We start from the raw sequence: 22,766 nt of genomic DNA, 5'->3' as shown, positions 1-22,766 counted from the left end.
AAATGTGCGCAATCGTGGGAGTCATAAATTCTGAAGGTGCGGCTAAAACCGCGTATTACGGGCTTTTTGCCATGCAGCACCGCGGTCAGGAGGCAAGCGGCATCAGCTCGAGCTTCAACCATCATATCAAAACTATCAAAGCCACGGGGCTCGTGACGGAGGTTTTTAGCCCCGCAAGTTTTGAAATTTTAAAAGGCAACATCGCGATCGGCCACAACCGCTACGGCACCGCGGGCGCAGATAGCCTAAAGGACGCGCAGCCCGTTGCGGGCAACTACGCTCTTGGGGAGATCTCGATCGTTCATAACGGAAATTTGATCAATAAAGACGAAATCCGCCGCAAGCTCGTAAGCGAGGGGGCGATCTTTCAATCCAACATGGATACCGAAAACATCCTGCACCTCATCTCGCGCTGTAAGCAGGAGCATCTAAAAGACCGCATCATCGAGGCGCTGAATCAGTGCGTGGGCGCGTACTCGCTTCTGATCCTGAGCCGTTCGAAGATGTTTGCCGTGCGCGATCGCTACGGTGTGCGTCCGCTCAGCATCGGCAGGCTCAAAGATGGCGGCTACATCGTTGCAAGCGAAACCTGCGCGTTTGATCTCGTAGGGGCTGAGTTCGTCCGCGACGTAAAGCCTGGCGAGATGGTAATTTTCGAAGAGGGCAAGGATGAATTCAGCTCGCTTGAAATTTTAAAAGCCGCGGAGGCTAGAATTTGCGCGTTTGAATACATCTACTTCGCGCGCCCAGACAGCGTCGTAGAGGGTAAAAACGTATATGAGGTCAGAAAAAAACTGGGCGCTGCGCTCGCGCGAAAATGTAAAGAGTTAAAGGCCAATTTCGTCGTGCCCGTACCCGATAGCGGCGTGCCGGCGGCGCTGGGTTTCGCGCAAGAGAGCAAGCTGCCCTTCGAGATGGCGATCGTGCGCAACCACTACATCGGCCGCACCTTCATCGAGCCGACGCAAGAGGTGCGAAATTTGAAGGTCAAACTCAAGCTAAATCCGATCGGCGCGGCACTGCACGGCAAAAGCGTCGTCGTCGTGGACGATAGCATCGTACGCGGTACCACGAGCAAAAAGATCGTCGAGCTTCTGCGCCATGCGGGCGCGGCGCGTGTGCATATGTGCATCGCAAGCCCGGAGCTGAAGTATCCCGAGCGCTACGGCATCGATACGCCGAGCGTGCGCGAGCTGATCGCCGCAAATATGAGCACGGATGAAATTTGCAAATTTATAGGCGCCGACAGCCTCACGTTCCTTAGCGTGCCTGAGCTCGTAGAAGCGCTTGGGAGCGAGCGCAAATACTCGCTCGTAAGCTTCGACGGCGATTATTTCATCAAGGATTGATAAAAATTTAAAGGAGTGGAATTTGACAAAATTTAAGATCAAGCGCGTTTATGAGAAATTAAACGAGAACGACGGATTTTTGGTGCTTTGCGACAGGCTTTGGCCGCGCGGCGTGAAAAAAGAGGCGCTGCCGATCGATATGTGGGCGAAAGAGATAACGCCGAGCACCGAAATACGCAAGCTTTTCGCGCATAAGCCTGAGAATTTCGCCCATTTTAAGGAGCTTTACCTAGCTGAGCTTGAGCAAAATCCCGCCGTGGCCGAATTTTTGAAAAAGGTTAAAAACGAGCCGGTCGTCACGTTGCTATACGCTGCGAAAGACGAGCACTGCAACCACGCGATGATTCTGCGTGATTTTCTGCAAAGTAAGGTGCACTGAAATTTTGCGCTCAAAGCGCACCGCTAGCTGTATTTTAAAGCAAATGTAAAACCGCCTCACTCACCAATCCACTCGTAAAACCGATGCGCGAGGCGTAAAATTCAGCGAACAGGCGTAAGCGGAGCGCTCTTAAAGCCTTATCGGGCGCGATTTGAGATAAATTTTCTATCCGGATGTACACTTCGCAGATGCGCAAAACAAACGCTAAATTTTGCGTCAGAGCTCTAAAAAACGCAAAATTTTATAAAAAGCAAATAAAATTTCAAGGAAAATAACTCGATTTAATATATGCAAATTTAGAATTTCATCTATTTTTTAACGCTACTTTTAATAATGCAAGCTAGGAATTTAAAAAGTGGGCTTAATATAAATTCGCAACAAATCAAATTAATTTCTTACACGCAGCATTTTTAAATTTCATTTAAGAATTTGCCGCTAACATTGCTCGTAATTTTTTACAAGGAGAAACTATGGCAATAAGTGCTAGAAATCAGCTTCACGTCGTAATCAGCGACGTAAAAACAGGTGCGGTAAATTCGCTAATCACAGCTAAAACCAGAGGCGGCGACGTGCTAAAAGCAACCGTGACGGTTGATTCTGAAAAAACTTTGGATTTAAAAGCCGGCAAAGAGGCGGTATTTTTATTCAAAGCCCCAAATGTCATCATCTCCAAAGGCGAGAACGATCTACGCTTAAGCGCGACCAACCAGATAAAGGGCAAAATCACCGCTATTAAAGAGGGTGCGGTAAATGCCGAGATCAGCGTCAGAAGCGCCGGCGGCGAGAATTTAAGCGCAACCGTCACAAACGAATCGGTTAAAAATTTAGCGCTTAAAAAAGATGATGAAGTAACCGCGATCATAAAAGCTACTCAAATCATCGTCGGCGTAAAATAATCCTGCATTGTGCGGAACGATGTGCACGCTTTAAACATCACAAAATAAAGGAGCGAAATTTTATAAATTCTGCTCCTTCTTCAAAAATCTTTTTTGATAAATCAAATTTCGTAGCAGCTCAAATAACGCTATAAGCGGTCTTTTCTCTCATGCGCGCAGATGCACCCCGCGCGACATCCAGCCCCAATCACACCAAGAGCGGTCTTACCCTATTTTACCGCAGTGCGAATTTTGCGCAGGCTTTGCATACATGCAGTACGCAAGCCCACTCACGCGAGATATTTATGAAACGCAAACTCGCTCTTGCCCCGCTCGCTCGCTTATAGTAATGTGCTTTCATATTTTGCGCGCTCGCGATGCGCCGTCGCTTTGCGCAGTAGCGATCGATCCTCGCGCAGATGTCCGCACCGAGAGTGAGCCGATCCGGATCAAAGCGACACGCGCTAACCGCGCCCGCCGATAGATAGCAGCACGGATAGATCGTCAAACCGCTCGCCTTGCCCTAAATCCGAGCGTTTTTTGAGCTTTTGTCGATCGGCTCGTTAAAAGCGGCAGTTTCGCGGCTAAAATTCGCCCTCGTAAAATTTCAGCTCTTAACCGCAGATAGCGGGCATTTGCTTTGCTAAAATTGATACTCGCCGGGGCTTAGTTCGCCTCGTAAAAGTTTGCCGAAGCGTGCGGCCGCGGTCTCTACGGCATCGTCGCCAAACTCGCCCGGCTCAAATCCGCCGCTGATAAACGGCACGGTAAACTCCATCCCGCAGTAGTTTGCCGCGATCTTAAGCGGCGTTAAAATTTCATCCATGCTATAGCCGATCGCGCCCTGTTTGGAGTATTCGCTAAGCGGCGTACTAGCGCTTAGCGCGAGCTGCAGGACCTTGCCCCTAAGCGCGCCGGAACCCACCAGCTCGTGCGAAAAGACGATGTCGATATAGGCTTTTAGCATAGGCGGCACGTTTAGCCAGTACATCGGGTACAAAAATACGATGCGCTCAGCGCCCAATAACGCGTCTTGCTCTGTGCGAGCGTCGATACGCGCAGTATCGGTGCCGTAAAGTCCCTCCAAATGACGCACCTCTACGCCGGCAGCGCCCTTTGCGACCTGCGATAGGGCTTTATTCACGCGCGAGGCGGCGAAATTAGGATGCGATAAGATCACGAGCGTTTTTATGTTATTTCCTTTATTAAAATTTGCAGAATCATATCGTTAAAAAGCTAAAAGTAGATTGAGAGGAGTTGTAAAAATGAAGAGTTATTTTGCTTATGAGGAACCTGGATTTGCGTGGCACAATAGATACGAGGCGCTCTCGTACCATACTGCCTCAAGGCATGTGCAACAAAATGTTTTTACGCGTGCCGTAAAGCACAAGCTTCCAGGATTAGTCTCGTCTAGAACGATCTGCTTACGATCCGTCCAATGCGCGTGCAGCTATGGCGCGGGGCAAAATTTCATCCAAGCAAGGATAAATTTATGAAAAAAGATTAAAATTTAGCCGCGATTTGGGCTACGAGCCCGAAAATTTCAAAAAAAAGGACACGATATGCAGAGAAAAACACAGATCGAAGACGAGTTTAGCGCAGAGGATCGCGAGCGCAAAATCACGCTGCAAGCGGGAGATGCGGCGCCCGAGTTTAGCTTACAAAACGCCGACGGCGCGAGCGTCGCGCTAAAGGACTTTGCGGGAAAAAAGGTCGCGCTGTATTTTTACCCCAAGGACAACACCCCCGGCTGCACGACCGAAGCGTGCGAATTTAGCGCCGCGTACGATGATTTCATCGCCGCAGACTGCGTGATCGTAGGCATCAGCCCCGACAGCGCCAAATCCCACGCGGGCTTCATCGCCAAGCAGGGCTTAAAGCACATCCTGCTGAGCGATCCGCAGCACGAGGTAGCCAAGCTATACGGCGCGTGGCAGGTGCGCAAAAACTACGGGCGCGAGTATCTGGGCGTCGTGCGCTCGACCTTTCTGATCGGTGCGGACGGCAAAATTTTAAAGGTCTATAAAAGCGTCAAGGCAAAGGATCACGCCGCAAAGGTGCTCGCGGATCTGCTAGCTGCGGGGAAGTAAAGCGCCAAGCCGGCGTTTGAAATAGGGCCCCGGCGTATTTGGGTGCTAAGCTTTAATATAAAATTTATGCACTGAAATTTGCTATGGAATTCGGCGTCAAATTTAAGCGCCGAAGCTTCGGCATTAAAATTCGGTCTTAAAATTTTGCCTTAGAATTCCGCCGCTAATTTGAAAATAAAATTTCAAAGCGGAGCTCTATCTGCGATTTTAGCGGCGGAATTTATCGCCCAAAAATAAAATTTTAAAGGAAAAATATGAAAAATTTAATCATTCTAGCTCACCCCGACATCGAAAATTCGCTCATAAACAAGCGGTTTTTAAAAGAGGCCGCCGCGCAAAGCTTCTAGGAGCTTATCGCTTTTTCCTCGCCGCGCTCACGGACAAAAGCGCCGCGAAATATCCGCTTTCTTGCTTTGTGTAGCGGCATGCGATGCAAGCAAAGCGGTACTGCGAGCGCGAGTAAAACAGCGGCGGAGTGCGAGTAAATTTTAGCCTCGCGCAAAATCCGCGTCGCGGATCATATCGGAAAGTAAAATTTCGCTCGATATTTATAGCAAGACGCGGGAAAAACGGCGCTGCAAATTATACGAGCCAAAAAACCCGCCCGATGATTTGCAATAAATTTTGAGTTTAAATTTTACACGTTTGCGCTAAAGGCTTCGACGCCCCTAAACAAGCCTCGGCCGCAGAAATTTTGATCTAAAATTTGAGCAGCCCGTCCTCGTCAAATTTAAAATCAGGCCCCCAAGCCACCTCCCAGTAGTATCCGTCCGGATCGGCAAAATACGCGTGGTATCCGCCCCAAAACGCAACTTGGGGCTCCTTGACGATAGTTCCGCCAGCCTTTTTTACTAGCTCTATGACGCTAGCTACGTCCTCTTTGTTTTTTACGTTATACGCTAGCGTGATGCCGCCAAATCCGCTGCCCTTCGGCGGATCGTTTTCGCTGGTATCTCGCGCCAGCGCGTCCAATGGATAGAGCTCAAATTTGGTCCCCGGCGTATTAAAAAAGCATACCGGTGGGTCGTCGTCTTTACATTCCGTCTTAAATCCTAGGCCGTCTTTATAAAATTTTAGCGCCCTTTGCATGCTTCGCACGCCTAGACAAATGCAGGTTATTTTATTCATTTTTGCCTCCATAAATTTTAACGTATCTATTTTGGTTTCTTGTGCCGTAGTCAAGCCTGTGCTCAAACAAGCCGTCGCCGCACTAGCCGAGCGCGCCGTCCGAACTTTTAATCGCCGATTATTAAAATTCTAAAATTCTGCTTCCAAACTCGGCGTTAAATTTTAAAATTTAAACCGCCTTTATCTAGCCCACAAGCTAACTCAAAGCCTGCGCCTTACGGCCCAAGCGCTAGACGGCAGTTTTGTAGACAAATTTGCAACGGCGCAGAAAAGGATCTCGCACTGCGCTCAAACACGAGATGGCAGAATTTACGAACTTAAAGTCTGCATTTTACGGCTCAAACGAGCAAGCCTTTAGGTTTCCGCCCACTAAGCCCTTTTTAAACCACTCTTTGCGCTGTGCCGAGGTGCCGTGCGTGAAGGAATCGGGTACGACGCGACCGCTAAATTTGCGTTGCAATGTATCGTCGCCGATCGCGCTGGCGGCATTTAGCGCCTCGTCGATGTCACCCACCTCCAGCACGCGCCCTGTTTTTGCGAGATAATGCGCCCAAACTCCCGCGTAGCAGTCCGCCTGCAGCTCGACTTTGACCTGAAGCGCGTTTTGCTCGGCTTCGCTGCGAGCGCGCCTTTTAAGAGCGCTAACCTGTTCTAGCGTGCCGATTAAATTTTGAACGTGGTGCCCTACTTCGTGCGCGATGACGTAGGCCTGCGCGAAGTCGCCGCCCGCTTTGTATTTGTTCGCAAGCTCGTCGAAAAAACCGAGATCCAGATAAATTTTATGGTCCCTCGGGCAATAAAAAGGTCCCGTCTGCGCGCTCGCAAAGCCGCAGCCGCTTGCTATCTGATCGCGAAAGAGCCGCAAGCCGGGCTCCTCGTAGCGCGCGCCCGCACTTTTAAATATCTCGCCCCAAACGTCTTCGGTTTGAGCTAGCACTGCCGAGACGAAGGCGAGCTTTTCCTGCTCCTGCGGGCTGTCCGTCGCCTCTCTCTGCGTGCTAGCGCCCCCGTCTAAAAGCGCCAAAGGGTTATAACCCATAAAATACGCCACCACGCCGATTACGAGCACTATGCGCCCGATCTTTGAGCCGAGCAAAAACCTGATGATCGGGATCAGCATCCCAAGCGAGCCGGAGCTCGTGCGCATGCTGCTTGCGCGGTCATCCTCCACGTTTGAGCTTCGTCTGCCGTCTTGCCATTTCATGTTTTTCCTTTAAAATTTTTGAGCCATTATACTAAAATTTTAAAAAGAGCGCCGTCTTGCTTTTGTAAAGTACTGCCCGCGTAGCGAAATAAATCTGAAATTTTGCTTATTTTAAATTTCTTTTAAGCTGTTTAAAATTTTAAATTCTATATAATCGCCCTTTTTAAATTTAAAAGAAAGGAGAATTTGTGGCAAAAGACGACGTCATAGAGATCGACGGCAACGTCATAGAAGCGCTGCCGAACGCGACTTTTAAGGTCGAGCTAGACAACAAACACGTGATTTTATGTCATATCGCTGGCAAGATGCGTATGCACTACATCAAGATAATGCCGGGCGATCGCGTAAAAGTTGAGCTGACCCCTTACAGCCTCGATAAAGGCAGGATCACCTACCGCTATAAGTAAGGATAAAGTTAAATTTAGATATACTCGCGATTTTGCGACTAAACTGTAGGAAGAAGTGTTTTCAAAATCCCCACTATTTTGAAAACAGTTGGTTTGATACTTTCGCTTTTGAAATTTCATTAAACCTAGGTGCAGTTTGCATTTAAAGTGGAGAAAATTTTAGGAGAGTGGAATGAAAGTTCGTCCATCCGTTAAGAAAATGTGCGACAAATGTAAAATTGTCAAGCGCAAAGGTGTTGTTCACGTTATTTGTGAAAATCCAAAACATAAACAAAGACAAGGATAAGTTATGGCTCGTATCGCAGGTGTAGATCTACCAAAGAAAAAAAGGATTGAATACGGACTAACTTATATCTACGGTATAGGTTTATTTACGTCGAGAAAAATTCTCGATGCGGCAGGAATTTCTTACGATAAAAGAGTCGCCGATCTGAGCGAAGATGAAGCCGCCGCTATCAGAAAAGAGATCCAAGAGCATTATATGGTCGAAGGCGATCTTCGCAAACAAGTGGCTATGGATATAAAAGCGCTTATGGACTTGGGCGGCTATCGCGGCTTAAGACACAGAAAGGGCCTTCCTGTTCGCGGTCAAAAAACAAAAACGAACGCCAGAACCAGAAAAGGCAAACGCAAAACCGTCGGCGCGGCAGCTAAATAAGGATTGAGATATGGCACAAAAAAAAGTAGTTAAGAAAAAAACCGTCAGAAAAAATATCGCCAAAGGCATAGTTTACATCTCCGCTACGTTTAACAACACTATGATAACCGTAACGGACGAGATGGGCAACGCGATCGCGTGGAGCAGTGCGGGCGCTTTAAATTTTAAAGGCAGCAAAAAATCCACCCCTTATGCGGCGCAGCAAGCCGTCGAGGACGCGCTAAACAAAGCCAAAGAGCACGGCATCAAAGAGGTAGGCGTCAAGGTTCAGGGTCCGGGAAGCGGACGCGAGACTGCCGTTAAAAGCGTAGGTAGCGTAGAAGGGATTAAAGTTACATATTTAAAAGATATCACTCCTCTTGCGCACAACGGTTGCAGACCGCCTAAACGACGTCGCGTGTAATTATAAAAGGAGAAATTTATGGCTAGATATACAGGACCGGTTGAAAAATTAGAAAGAAGGCTCGGCGTCGATCTATTTATGAAAGGCGAGAGAAGGCTTGCGGGCAAGAGCGCGCTTTTAAAACGCCCTTACGCTCCGGGTCAGCACGGACAAAGACGCGCCAAACTGAGCGAATACGGCTCACAGCTTCGCGAGAAACAAAAGGCTAAATTTATGTACGGCGTAAGCGAGAAGCAGTTTCGCAGACTATTTGCCGAAGCGGCTCGTAGAGAGGGTAACACCGGAGCGATCTTGGTTCAGCTTTTAGAGCAGAGGCTAGATAATGTCGTTTACCGCATGGGCTTTGCTACGACTAGACGCTTTGCGCGCCAGCTCGTTACGCACGGACACATTTTAGTAGACGGCAAGCGCGTCGATATCCCTTCATACAGCGTCCGCGCAGGACAAAAGATCGAAGTGATCGAAAAGAGCAAAAATAACCCGCAAATTTCAAGAGCGCTGGATCTTACTGCACAGACCGGCATCGTAGCGTGGGTAGACGTAGAAAAAGAGAAAAGATACGGAATTTTTTCTAGAGTTCCGGAGAGAGAAGAAGTTGTTATTCCTGTAGAGGAAAGATTTATCGTAGAGCTTTACTCGAAATAGTAGGTGCTAATATGAGAAAAATCACAACATCAGCTCATATGCCAACTGAAATAAAGGTTGAGAATGTCAGCGAAAATGTTGCTAAAATCATAGCATATCCCTTTGAAACGGGATATGCCGTCACTCTAGCTCATCCTTTACGAAGGTTACTTTATACGAGCACGGTCGGTTTTGCGCCGACTGCGGTTAAAATCGAAGGCGTAAGCCACGAATTCGACAGCATGCGCGGTATGCTCGAGGATATGGCGGCTTTTATCATAAATTTAAAGGGCTTAAGGTTTAAAATTAAGGGCGATTCCCTACGCGAGGTTGTAGAATACAGCTTCAAAGGACCTAAAGAAATTTACGGCAGCGACCTAAATAACGACGCCGTAGAGATCGTAAATCCAAGCGCTTATCTGGCTACGATAAACGAGGATGCCGATCTTAAATTTACGCTCATCATCGAAAAGGGTATCGGCTACGTCCCAAGCGAAGAGATCAGAGAAAATTTAGACGCTGATTTCATCGCGCTGGATGCGTTTTTTACCCCGGTAACCAAGGCTGTTTACGATATCGAAAACGTATTTGTAGAGGATAATCCCGACTACGAAAAGGTGGTCTTTACGATCACTACCGACGGTCAGATCAGCGCGATAGATGCGTTTAAAAACGCACTTGAAGCGATGTATCAGCAGCTGTCGGTTTTCAAAGGCATCGTAAATATCAGCGCTGCAGATACTTTCGGTAGAACGATCCCTGCAAATTCCGAGTTTGCAAAGCTTTTCGAGAGCGTTAGCAATCTAAGCTTAAGCGCACGAAGCTTCAACTGCCTAGATCGCGCCGATATTAGATTTATCGGCGAGCTAGCGATCATGGAGGAAAGCGAGCTTAAAGACCTTAAAAATTTAGGCAAAAAATCGCTCGAGGAGATCAAGGCCGTTATGGAGGAGATCGGTTATCCTATCGGCAACCAAGAACTTGGCGAGAAAAAAGAGCAGCTAAAACGCAAGCTTGACGAGCTGAAGGCTCAAAGACAAAAGAATGAAGGACAATAAATGAGACATAATCACGGATATAGGAAGCTAGGGCGTACTTCGTCTCACCGTGCCGCCCTGCTTAAAAATTTAACCATCGCTTTAGTTACTAGCGGCAAGATTGAAACCACACTTCCTAAGGCAAAAGAGCTAAGAAGCTACGCCGAGAAGCTGATCACTCGCGCGCGTAAGGGCGACAGCGAGGCGCATAGATTTGTTTTCGCGGCGCTTCAAGATAAGGCTGCGACAAATAAGCTAGTCACCGAGATCGCTTCAAAATACGCAGGCGTAAACGGCGGCTACACTCGCATCATCAAAACCCGCCTTCGCAAGGGCGATGCCGCAGAGATGGCTTATATCGAGCTAATCAGCAAATAAAATTTCGGGATAACTCCCGAAATTTCTTCTATGAAATTTAAAGCTTTACTTCCGCTTGTTATCGTCGCTGCGGGCCTAGCGTGGGCATTAGACAATTATCTTAGCTATAAAAATATCGAAACGATCAACTCCGAAATTCCGCTAAAACAGGCATTGGACGGCGAGCAAATCTCTAAAATCCGCGTCTATAAATCCAAACGAATTCTTGAAATTTTAACCTCAAAAGGCGTCGCGAAAAGCTACAAAATCGCCCTCGGACGCGAGCCTGAAGGACATAAAGAGGTTCAAGGCGACGGCAAAACCCCGGAGGGCAACTACACCATAAACGGCAAAAATCCAAACTCGGCGTATCATCTAAATTTAGGCATCTCCTATCCGAACAAAGCCGACGTAGCCCACGCAAAATCCCTCGGCAAGAGCGCAGGCGGCGATATCAAAATCCACGGGCTACCGAACAAATTTAGCTACCTAGGGCAGAGTATCGCGGCGTTCGGCGACTGGACGGAGGGCTGCATAGCGCTCGTCAATGACGATATGGACGAGCTTTTCGAGCACGTAAAAATCGGCACGCCGATAGAAATTTTGCCGTGATTGCACGCGCCTGCGCTAAAATTTCACAGCCGCGATCGATATAAAACGTAGCGTAAATTTCATCTGCGAGCTTCAAAATAATATTTACCGCCCGGGCTTTAGTAATCACAAATTTACAATTAAAAGCAGGATTGTTTTTCTAAAAAATTTAATCGTATCGGCGCTTATCTCAATAAATTTAGACAAAATCGCCTTAAATTCTCTCCCGTTCAAGCAAAATTTCATCCCAAATTTAGCCCCCGACCGGGCTGAAATTTCATCCCAAATTTATAACGCAAATAGTCTAAATTTAAATATACGCAAGCCCGATGATTTGTAAGTTTCGTCCTTGTCGAATCGATAAAATTTTAAAATCGCGGTTCACCGTTCGCGCCGTATAAAATTCTTTGCTAGCCATTACGCAAAATCCGCGTCCTCGCGCAAAATTTTGGATTAAATTTCATCCCCGATAAGCCTTTTTTTATCGCTTTTGGATATAATGCGCCAAAACTAAAATAAGGAATTTTAATGATACCATTTAGCGACGAAGAGCTTCTAGCGCCGGTACAGGATAGCTTGGAGCTGATTCGACCGATGCTGCAAAACGACGGCGGCGATATGAAGCTTTTAGGCATAAAAAACGGCGTCGTCTATGTCCGCCTTACCGGGCATTGCCACGGCTGCGCCGCAAGTGCGCAGACCCTAAAATACGGCGTCGAGCGCCAGCTTCGCATGGATATTCACCCCGAGCTTAGCGTCGTAAACATCCCCGAAGGCGAAGAGTTTGAATTATAAAAAGCTGGGGCTAAAAGCCTTTTCGCGCGGGGAATTCGAGCTTGCGAAGCTGTATTTTTCGCTCGCATACGAAAAAAGCGGCGAGGAGGAAATTCTATTTTTGCTTGAGCTTTGCCAGACCGCGCTGGCAGACCGCGAAGAGGCGCTTATGCTCTTTGATTTTTACAACCTCAGCCCTAAAACCCAGACTGCGGAGCTTTTTAAAATTTTAAACTCCATCAACGAAAAGATCGCGAACGAAGCGGCCTCCGAACCCGGCGCCGAGGACGAGATTGCAGTCATTGCTTATGCCGATTTTATGCGCGCGGTAGGCCAAAAAGGCTTTAAAGACGCCTTCGAATCGATCATTTTTTCCTCCAAAATCGCCATTTCGGACAAAACCGAGATGATAGAATTTTTAGAAAATTTGATAGAAAACGGCTACTACGAAATGGGGCTTAATTACGTCGAGAGCTCGGCTGCCGCGTATGCAGGCGATGAGCGCTTCGAAGCGCTAATGCAAAAAATCAAAAATCATGAAAATACGACTCGAAAATAGCTTTATCACCGATAACTCCGCCGAATGCGAGGTGGGCTGCTTTTTTATGCGCACGAGCGCGAACGCTAAATTTGCACCTGAAGCGGCGCAAAAAGGCGCACAGATCATCTCTATCACGCAAGCAAAGGAGCTTTTGAAGATCGATCCGCGCATCAAAATCGTAGGCATTACCGGTACGAACGGCAAAACGACGACCGCGGCGGCGATCTACTCGACGCTGCTAGATCTAGGCTTTAGCTGCGGTCTAAGCGGCACGCGCGGCGCCTTTATAAATGAGTGCAGAATCGACGAAAAGGGACTTACGACGAGCTCGGTTTTAAAAACGATGAGCTATCTTTACGAAGCCGGCAAGCAGGGCTGCGAGTACTTCGTTATGGAGGTTAGCTCGCACGCGATCGCGCAGAACCGCATCGAAGGGTTAAATTTTGCGCTTAAAATTTTTACGAATTTAAGCCAAGATCATCTCGATTATCACGGCAGCATGCAAGAATATGCTGCGGTCAAGAGCTCGTTTTTCGCCGACGACGCGCCAAAGCTCATAAACGCCGACGATGGGCATATTAAATTTAACCCTGCAAACGCCCTTACCTACGGCATCAAAAACGCCGCGAGCTTCGGCGTGAGCGGATACGGGCTAAAGGGCGGCATCGACGCGCTCGTGCGCACCCCAAACGGCGATAATGCGCAACTGCAAAGCGATCTGATCGGCGAGTTTAATCTCTACAACCTTACCGCGGCGTTTGCGGCGGTTAAAATTCTAACCAAGCTGCCGAACGAAAAGATCGCAAAAGCCCTGGCAAACTTCGTCGGCGTCGAGGGTCGCGTGCAGATCGTAAATAAAAACCCGCTTGTGATCGTCGATTTCGCTCATACCCCAGACGGCATCGAAAAGGTGCTAAACGCGCTACGCGCAAGCGGCGAGATCATCGCGGTTTTCGGCGCAGGAGGCGATCGCGACCACGGCAAGCGTCCGAAAATGGGCGCTATCGCCGAGCACTTTGCCAAAATTTGCATCGTCACGAGCGATAATCCGCGCAGCGAGGATCCGGATGAGATCATCGAGCAAATTTGCGCCGGGATGCGCCGAAAGGATAAAATTTTAAAGATCACGGATCGCAAAGAGGCGATCGCGCGCGCACTAGATCTTGCCAAAAACGGCGAGATGATCGCTATTTTGGGCAAGGGCGACGAGACCTACCAGGAGATCAAGGGCGTGAAGCACCCCTTCAGCGACAAGCAGGTCGTGAGCGAGCTCGTCGCGGCGCGAGGCGGATCAAATTTAGACTAAATTTAAAGGACGGCCGATGAAAATCGAAATTTTATCAAGCAAAATCCACCGCGCGCGCGTGACGGACGCCAACCTCAACTACGTAGGCTCCATTACGATCGGACCCGAGCTCATCGAGGCTGCGGGGCTTTGTGAATACCAAAAAGTCGAAATTCTAAACGTCAATAACGGCGAGCGCTTCGCTACATACGTGATCCGCGGCGAAAAAAAGAGCGAGATCTGCCTAAACGGAGCCGCCGCGCGCAAAGTCTGCGTCGGCGACATCGTCATCATCGTAGCCTATGCTCAGATGAGCGCTAAAAAAGCGAGAGATTTCGAGCCGAAAATCGTACAGGTAAACTCGCAAAACGAGATCGTAAAATAACATGGCACCGCGCCTTGAGGAGCTTTTCGCCTCGCCGCAGCACTACGAAAAATACAAAGCGCGGCTAGATAAAAAGCTAGCCGAATTTCGCTTCGGCTTTATGAGCGACGCAAAATGACGCAAGCTCTTTTCGGCGATCTGCGCCGAAGGCTCGCCCGCAAGACAGTGCGAGATTTATGATTTCTTCGGCTCCTGCGTGAACGAGATCAGATTCGCCCTGCCCGCCGCAGACTACGCGCAAGGCATTTGCGACAGCTACATCTCGCAGCGCCTCACAACGAGCGAAAAGCCCACCCTCTACGCCGAGATAGAATACATAGAATTTGCGAAATTTTACGACTTCACAAGCCGTGGCGCGCTGCTACCGCCCGAGCGTAAAAGCCAAGACCTTGACGCCATAGCGCGCTATTTAGAGCGCCTGGGCAAGTTTGAGATGGAGCCGGGCGAGCAAAACTTAAAAATTTACGGCTACAAACGCTAGCTCTTTGCGCAGAGTTTTGCTACATTGTGCGTAGGCGCGTGTTCACCGCGCGCCAAGAGGCGCGATTTGCGCTAAATTTCACTCCGAACAGCCCGTTATAGCCACTTGCCGGTCCACAAAAAAAGGAGAAAATTTGAACTACGAAGAATTTTATGACGCCGTCTGCAAAATGGCAGAAAAATTTGAAGCGAGCGGGGCTGCGAACAAGGAACTGGACGCATATCTACTCGCGCTTTTAAGGCTGCTTGAGGCGCGCGGCGGCGAGCCCTTTAGCGCAGAGCTAATGCTTGAAATTCTAAGCGCGGCGTTTGAGAGCGAGAGAGCGGGATTTAACGAGACATGGCTTGAGATAGAGCGAGCGCCAGAGTTTGCGCACTTCTGCAAAGATGAGCCTGCGGGCGGCGGCGATACGTTTCGTTCGGCGGAGGAGCCAAAAATCGCTGCGGATATAATGCGCTGCCTACCGGAGGGCTTTGAGATAAAATTTGACGAAAGCAGATCCGCAAATTTTAAAACCGCGCCAAGCGAGGCAAAATTTACGAACGGCGATCGCGAAAACAACGAGAGCAAAACGCAAGAGCAAAATTCCATCGCTGTAAGCGGCAGCGGCTCCGCGAAGGCAGCGCGAAACGAGCCTTTGGGGCCAAAGACGAATGAGCCCCTGAAATTCGAGGCCGCAGACAAGCACGGCGGGTTTGCGTATTCCGCGGAGGTCATCAAATTTCAACTAGCGGAGCTTAGCAGGATGCGCGCTAGCGGACAGCTTGCGGATGAGAGTAAGTTTTTCGGCATCGTATCGCCGAGCGGGCATGGCTGGTATAATTTCGATCCGTTTTCACTGCTGGAGTGCGGAGCGCGCGGCCTGATGGACCACGCGGGCGAGGACGCGCCCGTGCGCGGCGGCTGGGAGATGCTCGGCGAACTGCTCGAAATGGGACGGACGTACGAGTAGGCGGCGAATTTTGGGCAATATCCTTAAATTAAAGCTAAATTTAGCCACGCTGTCCTGCTCGGTAAATTTTACGTTGCTAAATTTAGATTTTCGAGCGTGAAGTTTAGTGCCGAAAGATGAACTTTCGCGCCGAATTTTTATTGTTTTTGAAATTTACGAATTAAAATTTACCGCATCGCTAGCCAAAACCCAGTGCTTTGCAGGAAGTAAAATTTAGGGCTTGCCTATAAAGCGCACAAATTACAGCATAGTGCGAATTTGAGCCCATTTGAGATAAATTTTTTCAAAAACTACCGCGTTTTGGAAAATTTCAAAAATAAATTTGCCAAATTTGCGGTAAAATTTAGGCTAGTGCGGTGCGACGGTTATTTGCAAACAGGCAAAAGGCGAATGTGCCAAATAGCAATTTATTTAAATTTGTCTCCCCTTAGCGTTAAATTTGCCGCGGGCGGTAAAATTTGGCGAAAACGGGTAAAATTTTGCGCGTAAATTTAAAAGGATTCGCAAAATGATAGCGATTTATTTTAGCTCCACTGGCAACACGAAGCATTGCGTAAAGAGATTTATAGAGCGTCTGGGCGGCGATATCCCAGCGGTTTCGATCGAGGACGAGACCTGCGGCGAGCTACTAAAGCACCACGATGACGTGATCCTGGCCTATCCTGTTTACTTTAGCGACCTGCCGCAGATCGTGCGCGAGTTTATTTGCGAAAACAGCGCGAATTTCTGCGGCAAAAACGTCTTTATCATCGCTACGATGGAGATTTTTAGCGGCGACGGAGCGGGCTGCGCAGCCAGGATCCTAAGGCGGGCGGGCGCGAGGATAACGGGCGGCGTGCACGTGAAAATGCCCGCGTTTATCCTCGACGTGGCGATTTTTAGCTATTCGGCACAGAAAAACAAGCGCCTGATCAAAGAGGCAAACGCCAAGCTAGAGCGCGCCTCGGAGGCATTTGCCGCGGCTAAGCCACCGCAAGAGGGGCTAGGCGTGATATGCTGTATCGCGGGGCTTTTGGGGCAGCGGCTCTGGATGAAAATTTGGCACAAAACGCCCTTTGCAAGGCGCAAACCGAGTCTCGATACGGCGCGCTGCAACGGATGCGGCGAGTGCGCGAAGTCCTGCCCGATACAAAATATAAAAGTCGCGCACGGCAATGCGAGATTTGGCGAGCGCTGCACGCTTTGCTACAGATGCGTGAACAGATGCAGGCAAAAGGCGATAACGATCCTAGGTAAGGCGGCAAATCTGGAAAAATCGGTCGCGGCGGAATTTAAAGATATCTGAGGCGCGTTAGTTCGCATGGGTCTCAGCTCCGCGATAGTTTATTTTGTCGCGCTTTGCGTGTAGCTTTTAAATTTACCGAAATGATCTAAATTTAGCGTCCGCCGCCTCACCCGCGCTACCTTAAATGCTCTTTTAGCTCCGCGATTTGCCGCTTAACTTCGTCTATTATCTGCGGTGAGTTTTCCCAAATTTCAAGAAAAGTCCATTCGTCGCTTGGCGGGTCGATCATATTTTCCAAAATCGCAACGACTTTCCGGGTAGTCGGTCGCAACTTGTCTAAAAAATCTGGCGGACATGCATACGGCGAGCCAAAGCAGGCCAAAACGTGCGCGGCAGCCCTGATTTCATCGTAGTTTTCATTTCTCGGATCGAAATTCGCTGCCGTGCTTTGCAGCAAGTCGAAATTTTTGCTTTCCCAAAATCTAGCAAACCAGTCCGCCGCCTCGTCGTTTTCGTACGCCTTGTAGCCCCAATCGCCCATTTTTAGCTCCTTTTAAAATAAATTTCATCGCCGAGCTTTAACGGCGCCTCTTGTTTAAATTTTACCCGCCAAGCTAAATTTTAAGCCGCTTTTTGACTGCACGCGCCCGACGCAAAATCAAATCTGAGAACAAAACTCGCAACGCCAAGTCAAACGCTAAATTTAGCTTAAATTTGCTAAAATAGCCAAAATTTAAAGGATTTTTGATGTTCGAAGGAATGGATTTTTCGAAAATGGGGCAGATGCTCGATCAGATGCAGGCCAAGGCCAAGCAGATCGAGGAGGAGAATGCGCGCAAGGAATTTACCGTAAAATCGGGCGCGGGCATGGTCGCCATCAGGCTAAACGGCGCGGGCGAGGTGCTCGATCTAAGCATCGACGATAGCCTTTTTAACGACAAAGAGAGCCTGCAGATCCTACTGATCTCGGCGATAGGCGACGCGATAAAACTCGTCGAAAATGAAAAGAAGGGCGCCGCAGCATCCATGCTAGGAGGGCTCGGCGGCCTAGGCGATCTACTCGGCGATAAGGGCTGAGGCGGTTTTGCAAACGGGCTTAAATTTGGCGGATCGTTTAAATTTAGAAATTCGCGAGCTGAGTCGGTAAATTTAAACAGACCGGTCGGATGAAATTTCAAAATTTTATAATTTTAAATTTCGCGAAATAGCCGATCAGAAGGTTTAAAATTTACAAGCGGCGGTTACGACGTGTTTCGATCGTTTTACCTCTGTGCGAGCACAAAAGAGATAAAATTTAAACGACGCGCAAGACGTAGCCAAATGTCATAAAAACGGGTGACAAAAAGTGCGAACGCGACAGACGAAACGAGCGAAAAATAGATAAACGCGAGAAAATAAAAGCAGCCGAACGAGCGCGCAAAAAGCGGCTCCAAAGCCCAACCATGCGATAGGAATTTGATGGATATTTTAGAAAAATTTAAAGACTACTTGGAGCGTAACGAGCTGAAGGCGCCGAGCTTTCATCCGTACTTTGAGGAGGCGCTCAATTACATGCTGCAAGCGGGCGGCAAGCATTTTCGCGCGCAGCTGCTGCTAGGCGTCGTCTCGGCGGTGGATGAACGGCGCTTTGAGGGCGCGCTGGCGATGGCGATGGCGCTTGAGATGATCCACACCTACTCGCTTATACACGACGATCTGCCCGCGATGGACGATGCGGATCTGCGCCGCGGACGGCCGAGCCTGCATAAAAAATACGACGAGGTCACGGCGATTTTGGTCGGCGACGCGCTAAATACCGACGCATTTTTGATTGCCGCGAACGCAAATTTAAGCGACGAGATTAAGATAAAATGCATTAAAACTCTAGCGCGAAACGCAGGCAGCAGCGGCATGGTGCTGGGTCAGGCTATCGATTGCCGTTTTGAAAACAGTCCGCTAAAGCAAAGTGAGCTCGAGTTTTTGCATCTGCACAAAACGGGCGCGCTCATCGCTGCGGCGTTTGAGCTAGGCGCCATAATCGGCGGGCTAAAGGATGAGCTCGCGCATGAGCTTTACAAGATCGGCCTGAAGCTAGGGCTTATATTTCAGATCGAGGATGATATCATCGACGCCACGGGCGACGAAGCAAGCGCAGGCAAGCCCGTAGGAGCGGACGGCGCGAAAAATTCCTTCGTAAATTTACTCGGACTTGCGGGCGCTAGAAGCTACAAGCAGCGCCTAATAGACGAGGTAAGCGGCGCGATGAGCGGCTATGATGCGAGCCTACGCGATTTGGTTTTAAATTTGATAGAAAAATACCTGAAAGGATGAAAAATGTCGAGCGAGCAGCTAAGTAAAATTTCAAACACGATCAAATTTCTAAGCGCGGATATGATCCAAAGCGCCAACTCAGGCCATCCCGGCACGCCGATGGGGCTAAGCGACGTAATGAGCGTGTTTATGAGTAAGGTCCGCCACAACCCCAAAAATCCCGCGTGGCTGAACCGCGACCGCGTCGTATTCTCGGGCGGGCACGCAAGCGCGCTCGTGTATAGCTACCTCTATCTTAGCGGATACGATTTGAGCATGGACGATCTGAAAAGCTTCAGGCGCCTGCACTCCAAAACCCCGGGCCACCCGGAGATCACCACTCCCGGCGTCGAGATCGCTACCGGACCGCTCGGGCAAGGCGTCGCAAACGCGGTCGGATTTGCGATGGCCGCGAAATACGCCGCGCATCTGCTAAACGAGGAAGGAAACGAGATCATCGATCACCGCGTCTATTGCTTCTGCGGCGACGGCGACCTGCAGGAGGGCATCAGCTACGAAGCGTGCGCGCTTGCGGGCAGACATAACCTCGATAATCTCACGATAATCTATGATTCTAATGGCATCACGATTGACGGCAGCACCGATATCGCGTGGTTTGAGGATGTGAAGGTGCGATTTGAGGCGCAGGGCTTTGAGGTCGCGCGCATCGACGGGCATAATTTCGATCAGATAGAATTCGTCCTTGACGAGGTCAAAAATAAAACCAAACCCTACCTCATCATCGCAAATACCACGATCGGCAAGGGCGCGCTAGAGCTTGAGGGCACGGCCAAGACGCACGGCGCGCCGCTTGGAGAGGAGCTGCTTGCGCGCGCTAAGCAAAGCCTGGGCTTTGATCCAGCCCAAAGCTTCGTCGTAAGCGAGGACGTGCTTTTTGCGACGCGCGCTGCGGTTGAGAGGGGCGATTTGGAGGAGCGGCTTTGGAAGGAGAAGCTTGCGAAGCTAAGCGATGAAAAAAGAGCGCTTCTAAACGAGCTTTTAAATCCCGATTTTAGCAAGATAGAATTTCCCGATTTTAGCGGACTTAAGGTCGCCACGCGCGATAGCAACGGTAAAATTTTAAACGCCATCGCAAACGCGGTACCCGGCTTTTTAGGCGGAAGCGCCGATTTGGCGGCGTCGAATAAGACCGAGCTAAAGGGCGGCGGCGACTTTCCTTGCGGCAAAAATCTACACTTCGGCATCCGCGAGCACGCGATGGCGGCGATCGGCAACGCCTTTGCTAGATACGGGCTTTTCATCCCGTTTAGCGCGACGTTTTTTATCTTCAGCGACTATCTCAAGACTGGCGCGCGACTCGCGGCGCTGATGGGCTTGCGCCACTACTTCGTCTTCACGCACGACAGCATCGGCGTGGGCGAGGACGGGCCGACGCACGAGCCTATCGAGCAGCTTAGCACCTTCCGCGCGATGCCCGGCTTCTATACCTTCCGCCCCGCAGACGGCAACGAAAACGTAAAATGCTGGCGCACGGCGCTCGCTCTAAATGCCCCCGCAGCGTTCGTCTGCTCGCGTCAGGGGCTAGAGCCGTTACCTAAGGCGGTCTTGGGCGACGTGCAAAACGGCGCGTATCTGCTAAGGCAGAGCAAAGAGGCACGTATCACGCTCATCGCAAGCGGCAGCGAGGTTTCGCTCTGCCTAAAAGCGGCGGCGATCCTGCAAGAGCAAGGCATCGGCGCAAACGTCGTAAGCGCGCCGTGCTTCGAGCTTCTGTGCGAGCAGGACGCAGACTATCTGGCGCAAATCCTAGAGCCGCAAACTAAAATTTTAGCCGTCGAGGCCGCAAGCGCGCTTGAATGGTATAAATTTGCAGACGCGGTACACGGCATGCAAAGCTTCGGCGAAAGCGGCAACGCAAACGAGCTATTTAAGCTTTTCGGCTTCACCGACGTCGCGATCGCAAAGCAGGCCAAAGAGCTTTTAGAGCAGTAGCGGAAAGGGTAAAATTTGAGCGAAAAAATCAAAATTTCATATTTAGACGGATTTAAAATTTATGGGTTAAAAGCCCGCACGAAAAATGCGGACGAGCTAGGCGGGAGTGGTAAAATTCCCGCGCTGTGGGCGAAATTTATGAAAGAATGCTATGACGGGCAGAGCGAGATTTACGGCGTCTATTACGATTACGAAGACGGCGCCGACGGGCTTTACGATATCTTTATCGGCGCTAAAGCGCCCCGCAGCGACGAAGCCTTGGAGATCAAAAGCGGCAAATACGCCGTTTTTAGTTTTCCAAATGAGCCGCAAAACTTAGCAAAATTTTGGAGCAAAATTTGGAGCTTTTTTGAGGCCGGCGAACTAAAAAGAGCGTTTGGAACGGATTTTGAGTTTTACGGCGGAGACGAGATCAAAATTTTTATCTCGGTTTTGTAGGGCGGCGCATGAAATTTATAAACGGCGAGTGATTTTTCGCCGCCGCGACGATGAGCTTTTGCATAAAATTTTAATTTAAAGGGTAAAATTCCGTACCCAAAACTACGCGCGAAAGCAAATTTTATGCCCAAAGCGCGCCGTACCTTAAGCCGTGGATTTAAAACGAAATCTAAATTTGCGCCGTTAAATTTCAACCCCCGATCGCAAAATCAGGCGAAATTTCACGCGGAATTTCATTTTTAAATCTGTTATTAAGCCATTTTTGGCTTAAATTACATTTTCATTCGGGTAGATGTCCGAGCGGTCGAAGGAGCGCGCCTCGAAAGCGCGTAAGGCGTCAGCCTTCTAGGGTTCGAATCCCTATCTACCCGCCATTCATTCAAATTCCACCCAATACTTTGGAATTAAGATGAGCAATAAACTCCTTTCGATGAGCCTGCAGGAGCTGTGGCGGCTCTTTCCGATACGTCTCGTGCCGCACGATCCGCGCTGGAGCGAATACTTTAGGCAGGAGCGCAAAATTTTGCGCAGGCTGCTGCGAAATCATGGCGAGATCAAGATCCACCATATCGGCAGCACCGCGGTAAGCGGTATTTGGGCGAAGCCTATCATAGATATTTTGATCGAGTGCTCGGATATCGCCGCCGCCAAACAGCGCCTGATAGACGCGGGCTATCTGCTAATGAGCGAAAGCGAGAGCCGCTGCAGCCTAAATAAGGGCTACACCGAAGCGGGATTTGCCGAGCGCGTTTTTCACGTGCATCTGCGAAATTTCGGCGATGCGGATGAGATATTTTTTAGAGATTTTTTGCGAGCGAATGCGGATATCGCCGAGCGGTACGAGGCGCTTAAATTAGAGCTTTGTAAGCGCTATGAGTTTGACCGCGACGCCTATACTGCGGCAAAAAGCGAATTTGTGCTTAAATTTACGCGCATCGCTAAAGAAAACTCGAAATAGCCGCGTAAATTTGATCCTCTGCATAGAGGCTCGCTCGCCAAGAGCGATAAAAAATGACTAAATTTTATAAACAAAACAGAGGGCTTGCGCCCTGCCCCGTGAGCTTATTTTTATAAAATTTTACAAATTCCGCCAGCAGTAAAGTCGCTCTCATAAAACGCGCCGTATCATTGCATCACACCAAGGGCTAAGGCTCATTTCCGCGCTTCGGTGTAAATTTAAATTTAAAAGCCTACGCGTCGTTAAATTTTTAGAATTTCACCAAAAACAAACTCACAAACTCGCTAAATTTAAAGCGGCGAAAATTTTAAATTCCTCGCCGCTAGCTAGCCAAGCGAATTCCACGCCGAGCGCTTAAATTTAATGATCGCTCTTTAGCCCCG

30 protein-coding genes and 1 tRNA gene are annotated in these 22,766 nt (G+C 49.3%); 26 read left to right on the top strand and 5 right to left on the bottom strand.

All coding sequences use genetic code 11. The features are described from left to right. The first annotated feature begins 2 nt into the window (after positions 1-2). The 3 genes from purF (at position 3) to Q0257_RS04970 (ending at position 2,624) form a co-directional block, all read left to right on the top strand. Positions 3-1,349 carry an amidophosphoribosyltransferase gene (gene purF / locus Q0257_RS04980; RefSeq protein WP_298022298.1) on the top strand — a complete coding sequence of 449 codons (1,347 nt, stop codon included), beginning with the start codon at positions 3-5 and terminating at the stop codon, positions 1,347-1,349. A gap of 22 nt (positions 1,350-1,371) precedes the next feature. Further along, a complete protein-coding gene (locus Q0257_RS04975) occupies positions 1,372-1,728 on the top strand; it encodes a DUF488 family protein (protein WP_298022294.1) in 357 nt (118 codons plus the stop codon). A gap of 470 nt (positions 1,729-2,198) precedes the next feature. Continuing rightward, positions 2,199-2,624, top strand: coding sequence for a TOBE domain-containing protein (locus tag Q0257_RS04970; RefSeq protein WP_298022291.1), 426 nt, complete (start codon positions 2,199-2,201; stop codon positions 2,622-2,624). Between the two features lie 214 nt (positions 2,625-2,838). Here Q0257_RS04970 and Q0257_RS04965 read toward each other — a convergent pair whose 3' ends face one another. Next, a complete protein-coding gene (locus tag Q0257_RS04965) occupies positions 2,839-3,111 on the bottom strand; it encodes a hypothetical protein (protein ID WP_298022288.1) in 273 nt (90 codons plus the stop codon). A 135-nt stretch (positions 3,112-3,246) separates the two neighbouring features. Beyond that, complete coding sequence (locus tag Q0257_RS04960; protein WP_298022285.1) at positions 3,247-3,783, bottom strand: NAD(P)H-dependent oxidoreductase; 537 nt, start codon at positions 3,781-3,783, stop codon at positions 3,247-3,249. Positions 3,784-3,868: 85 nt separating this feature from the next. On the opposite strand from Q0257_RS04960, the gene Q0257_RS04955 reads away from it, so the two are divergent. Together Q0257_RS04955 and bcp are read left to right on the top strand one after the other, a co-directional pair. Further along, a complete protein-coding gene (locus Q0257_RS04955; protein WP_298022282.1) occupies positions 3,869-4,099 on the top strand; it encodes a hypothetical protein in 231 nt (76 codons plus the stop codon). A gap of 66 nt (positions 4,100-4,165) precedes the next feature. Then, positions 4,166-4,693, top strand: coding sequence for a thioredoxin-dependent thiol peroxidase (gene bcp / locus Q0257_RS04950; RefSeq protein ID WP_298022279.1), 528 nt, complete (start codon positions 4,166-4,168; stop codon positions 4,691-4,693). A gap of 699 nt (positions 4,694-5,392) precedes the next feature. Here bcp and Q0257_RS04945 read toward each other — a convergent pair. Continuing rightward, entirely contained in the window at positions 5,393-5,821 is a 429-nt protein-coding gene (locus Q0257_RS04945) for a VOC family protein (RefSeq protein WP_298022276.1), read from the bottom strand. A 331-nt stretch (positions 5,822-6,152) separates the two neighbouring features. After that, the gene (locus tag Q0257_RS04940) at positions 6,153-7,025 is read right to left on the bottom strand and encodes a neutral zinc metallopeptidase (RefSeq protein WP_298022273.1); all 873 of its coding nucleotides are present in this window, start codon (positions 7,023-7,025) and stop codon (positions 6,153-6,155) included. Between the two features lie 188 nt (positions 7,026-7,213). On the opposite strand from Q0257_RS04940, the gene infA reads away from it, so the two are divergent. The 15 genes from infA (at position 7,214) to Q0257_RS04865 (ending at position 16,805) form a co-directional block, all read left to right on the top strand. Further along, on the top strand, positions 7,214-7,432 hold the full coding sequence (gene infA / locus Q0257_RS04935) for a translation initiation factor IF-1 (protein WP_005869854.1): 219 nt from the start codon (positions 7,214-7,216) through the stop codon (positions 7,430-7,432). A gap of 172 nt (positions 7,433-7,604) precedes the next feature. Next, entirely contained in the window at positions 7,605-7,718 is a 114-nt protein-coding gene (rpmJ, locus tag Q0257_RS04930) for a 50S ribosomal protein L36 (protein WP_005869855.1), read from the top strand. Positions 7,719-7,721: 3 nt separating this feature from the next. Further along, on the top strand, positions 7,722-8,090 hold the full coding sequence (rpsM, locus tag Q0257_RS04925) for a 30S ribosomal protein S13 (protein WP_005869856.1): 369 nt from the start codon (positions 7,722-7,724) through the stop codon (positions 8,088-8,090). A gap of 10 nt (positions 8,091-8,100) precedes the next feature. After that, the gene (gene rpsK, locus Q0257_RS04920) at positions 8,101-8,493 is read left to right on the top strand and encodes a 30S ribosomal protein S11 (protein ID WP_298022270.1); all 393 of its coding nucleotides are present in this window, start codon (positions 8,101-8,103) and stop codon (positions 8,491-8,493) included. An 18-nt stretch (positions 8,494-8,511) separates the two neighbouring features. Beyond that, on the top strand, positions 8,512-9,138 hold the full coding sequence (rpsD, locus tag Q0257_RS04915) for a 30S ribosomal protein S4 (RefSeq protein WP_005869858.1): 627 nt from the start codon (positions 8,512-8,514) through the stop codon (positions 9,136-9,138). 11 nt (positions 9,139-9,149) lie between these two features. Next, positions 9,150-10,175: a DNA-directed RNA polymerase subunit alpha gene (locus Q0257_RS04910; protein ID WP_298022267.1), complete on the top strand. Its 1,026-nt coding sequence runs from the start codon at positions 9,150-9,152 to the stop codon at positions 10,173-10,175. Then, positions 10,176-10,532 carry a 50S ribosomal protein L17 gene (gene rplQ, locus Q0257_RS04905; protein WP_177387180.1) on the top strand — a complete coding sequence of 119 codons (357 nt, stop codon included), beginning with the start codon at positions 10,176-10,178 and terminating at the stop codon, positions 10,530-10,532. Positions 10,533-10,562: 30 nt separating this feature from the next. Then, positions 10,563-11,123, top strand: a complete 561-nt coding sequence (locus tag Q0257_RS04900) for a L,D-transpeptidase family protein (RefSeq protein WP_298022263.1) — start codon at positions 10,563-10,565, stop codon at positions 11,121-11,123. 507 nt (positions 11,124-11,630) lie between these two features. Then, positions 11,631-11,897 carry a NifU family protein gene (locus Q0257_RS04895; protein ID WP_298022260.1) on the top strand — a complete coding sequence of 89 codons (267 nt, stop codon included), beginning with the start codon at positions 11,631-11,633 and terminating at the stop codon, positions 11,895-11,897. Then, complete coding sequence (locus Q0257_RS04890) at positions 11,887-12,435, top strand: histidine kinase (protein WP_298022258.1); 549 nt, start codon at positions 11,887-11,889, stop codon at positions 12,433-12,435. The genes Q0257_RS04895 and Q0257_RS04890 overlap by 11 nt, the downstream gene beginning before the upstream one ends. After that, a complete protein-coding gene (locus tag Q0257_RS04885; RefSeq protein WP_298022255.1) occupies positions 12,413-13,723 on the top strand; it encodes a UDP-N-acetylmuramoyl-L-alanyl-D-glutamate--2,6-diaminopimelate ligase in 1,311 nt (436 codons plus the stop codon). The genes Q0257_RS04890 and Q0257_RS04885 overlap by 23 nt, the downstream gene beginning before the upstream one ends. Positions 13,724-13,739: 16 nt before the next feature. Beyond that, positions 13,740-14,087: an aspartate 1-decarboxylase gene (gene panD, locus Q0257_RS04880; RefSeq protein WP_298022251.1), complete on the top strand. Its 348-nt coding sequence runs from the start codon at positions 13,740-13,742 to the stop codon at positions 14,085-14,087. Between the two features lie 196 nt (positions 14,088-14,283). Further along, the gene (locus Q0257_RS04875) at positions 14,284-14,568 is read left to right on the top strand and encodes a hypothetical protein (RefSeq protein WP_298022248.1); all 285 of its coding nucleotides are present in this window, start codon (positions 14,284-14,286) and stop codon (positions 14,566-14,568) included. 133 nt (positions 14,569-14,701) lie between these two features. Continuing rightward, positions 14,702-15,520 carry a hypothetical protein gene (locus tag Q0257_RS04870; protein ID WP_298022246.1) on the top strand — a complete coding sequence of 273 codons (819 nt, stop codon included), beginning with the start codon at positions 14,702-14,704 and terminating at the stop codon, positions 15,518-15,520. A gap of 508 nt (positions 15,521-16,028) precedes the next feature. Further along, on the top strand, positions 16,029-16,805 hold the full coding sequence (locus Q0257_RS04865; RefSeq protein WP_298022243.1) for an EFR1 family ferrodoxin: 777 nt from the start codon (positions 16,029-16,031) through the stop codon (positions 16,803-16,805). 115 nt (positions 16,806-16,920) lie between these two features. Here Q0257_RS04865 and Q0257_RS04860 read toward each other — a convergent pair whose 3' ends face one another. Continuing rightward, entirely contained in the window at positions 16,921-17,286 is a 366-nt protein-coding gene (locus Q0257_RS04860) for a DUF4259 domain-containing protein (RefSeq protein WP_298022240.1), read from the bottom strand. Between the two features lie 206 nt (positions 17,287-17,492). Between Q0257_RS04860 and Q0257_RS04855 the strand changes: the two genes are divergently transcribed. From Q0257_RS04855 to Q0257_RS04830, 6 genes are all read left to right on the top strand, one after another. Then, a complete protein-coding gene (locus Q0257_RS04855; RefSeq protein WP_295150617.1) occupies positions 17,493-17,822 on the top strand; it encodes a YbaB/EbfC family nucleoid-associated protein in 330 nt (109 codons plus the stop codon). Between the two features lie 381 nt (positions 17,823-18,203). Continuing rightward, complete coding sequence (locus Q0257_RS04850; protein WP_298022237.1) at positions 18,204-19,055, top strand: polyprenyl synthetase family protein; 852 nt, start codon at positions 18,204-18,206, stop codon at positions 19,053-19,055. A 3-nt stretch (positions 19,056-19,058) separates the two neighbouring features. Continuing rightward, complete coding sequence (tkt, locus tag Q0257_RS04845; protein WP_298022234.1) at positions 19,059-20,987, top strand: transketolase; 1,929 nt, start codon at positions 19,059-19,061, stop codon at positions 20,985-20,987. Positions 20,988-21,014: 27 nt separating this feature from the next. Further along, positions 21,015-21,425, top strand: a complete 411-nt coding sequence (locus Q0257_RS04840) for a GyrI-like domain-containing protein (protein WP_298022331.1) — start codon at positions 21,015-21,017, stop codon at positions 21,423-21,425. A gap of 286 nt (positions 21,426-21,711) precedes the next feature. After that, positions 21,712-21,799, top strand: a tRNA-Ser gene (locus tag Q0257_RS04835). Positions 21,800-21,834: 35 nt separating this feature from the next. Next, on the top strand, positions 21,835-22,383 hold the full coding sequence (locus tag Q0257_RS04830; protein WP_298022231.1) for a GrpB family protein: 549 nt from the start codon (positions 21,835-21,837) through the stop codon (positions 22,381-22,383). Positions 22,384-22,766: the final 383 nt, after the last annotated feature.

It is taken from the genome of uncultured Campylobacter sp. (assembly GCF_938018035.1).
In the GTDB taxonomy this organism is placed as follows: Bacteria; Campylobacterota; Campylobacteria; order Campylobacterales; family Campylobacteraceae; genus Campylobacter_B.
This window is presented reverse-complemented; position numbering and strand designations above follow the sequence as displayed.

Excerpts from the sequence above, each read along its gene's own strand:
- purF (WP_298022298.1), top strand. The coding sequence starts at position 3 with ATGTGCGCAATCGTGGGAGTCATAAATTCTGAAGGTGCGGCTAAAACC.
- Q0257_RS04970 (WP_298022291.1), top strand. The coding sequence starts at position 2,199 with ATGGCAATAAGTGCTAGAAATCAGCTTCACGTCGTAATCAGCGACGTA.
- Q0257_RS04955 (WP_298022282.1), top strand. The coding sequence starts at position 3,869 with ATGAAGAGTTATTTTGCTTATGAGGAACCTGGATTTGCGTGGCACAAT.
- bcp (WP_298022279.1), top strand. The coding sequence starts at position 4,166 with ATGCAGAGAAAAACACAGATCGAAGACGAGTTTAGCGCAGAGGATCGC.
- Q0257_RS04945 (WP_298022276.1), bottom strand. The coding sequence starts at position 5,821 with ATGAATAAAATAACCTGCATTTGTCTAGGCGTGCGAAGCATGCAAAGG.
- Q0257_RS04940 (WP_298022273.1), bottom strand. The coding sequence starts at position 7,025 with ATGAAATGGCAAGACGGCAGACGAAGCTCAAACGTGGAGGATGACCGC.
- rpmJ (WP_005869855.1), top strand. The coding sequence starts at position 7,605 with ATGAAAGTTCGTCCATCCGTTAAGAAAATGTGCGACAAATGTAAAATT.
- rpsM (WP_005869856.1), top strand. The coding sequence starts at position 7,722 with ATGGCTCGTATCGCAGGTGTAGATCTACCAAAGAAAAAAAGGATTGAA.
- rpsK (WP_298022270.1), top strand. The coding sequence starts at position 8,101 with ATGGCACAAAAAAAAGTAGTTAAGAAAAAAACCGTCAGAAAAAATATC.
- rpsD (WP_005869858.1), top strand. The coding sequence starts at position 8,512 with ATGGCTAGATATACAGGACCGGTTGAAAAATTAGAAAGAAGGCTCGGC.
- Q0257_RS04910 (WP_298022267.1), top strand. The coding sequence starts at position 9,150 with ATGAGAAAAATCACAACATCAGCTCATATGCCAACTGAAATAAAGGTT.
- rplQ (WP_177387180.1), top strand. The coding sequence starts at position 10,176 with ATGAGACATAATCACGGATATAGGAAGCTAGGGCGTACTTCGTCTCAC.
- Q0257_RS04900 (WP_298022263.1), top strand. The coding sequence starts at position 10,563 with ATGAAATTTAAAGCTTTACTTCCGCTTGTTATCGTCGCTGCGGGCCTA.
- Q0257_RS04895 (WP_298022260.1), top strand. The coding sequence starts at position 11,631 with ATGATACCATTTAGCGACGAAGAGCTTCTAGCGCCGGTACAGGATAGC.
- Q0257_RS04885 (WP_298022255.1), top strand. The coding sequence starts at position 12,413 with ATGAAAATACGACTCGAAAATAGCTTTATCACCGATAACTCCGCCGAA.
- panD (WP_298022251.1), top strand. The coding sequence starts at position 13,740 with ATGAAAATCGAAATTTTATCAAGCAAAATCCACCGCGCGCGCGTGACG.
- Q0257_RS04865 (WP_298022243.1), top strand. The coding sequence starts at position 16,029 with ATGATAGCGATTTATTTTAGCTCCACTGGCAACACGAAGCATTGCGTA.
- Q0257_RS04860 (WP_298022240.1), bottom strand. The coding sequence starts at position 17,286 with ATGGGCGATTGGGGCTACAAGGCGTACGAAAACGACGAGGCGGCGGAC.
- Q0257_RS04855 (WP_295150617.1), top strand. The coding sequence starts at position 17,493 with ATGTTCGAAGGAATGGATTTTTCGAAAATGGGGCAGATGCTCGATCAG.
- Q0257_RS04850 (WP_298022237.1), top strand. The coding sequence starts at position 18,204 with ATGGATATTTTAGAAAAATTTAAAGACTACTTGGAGCGTAACGAGCTG.
- tkt (WP_298022234.1), top strand. The coding sequence starts at position 19,059 with ATGTCGAGCGAGCAGCTAAGTAAAATTTCAAACACGATCAAATTTCTA.
- Q0257_RS04830 (WP_298022231.1), top strand. The coding sequence starts at position 21,835 with ATGAGCAATAAACTCCTTTCGATGAGCCTGCAGGAGCTGTGGCGGCTC.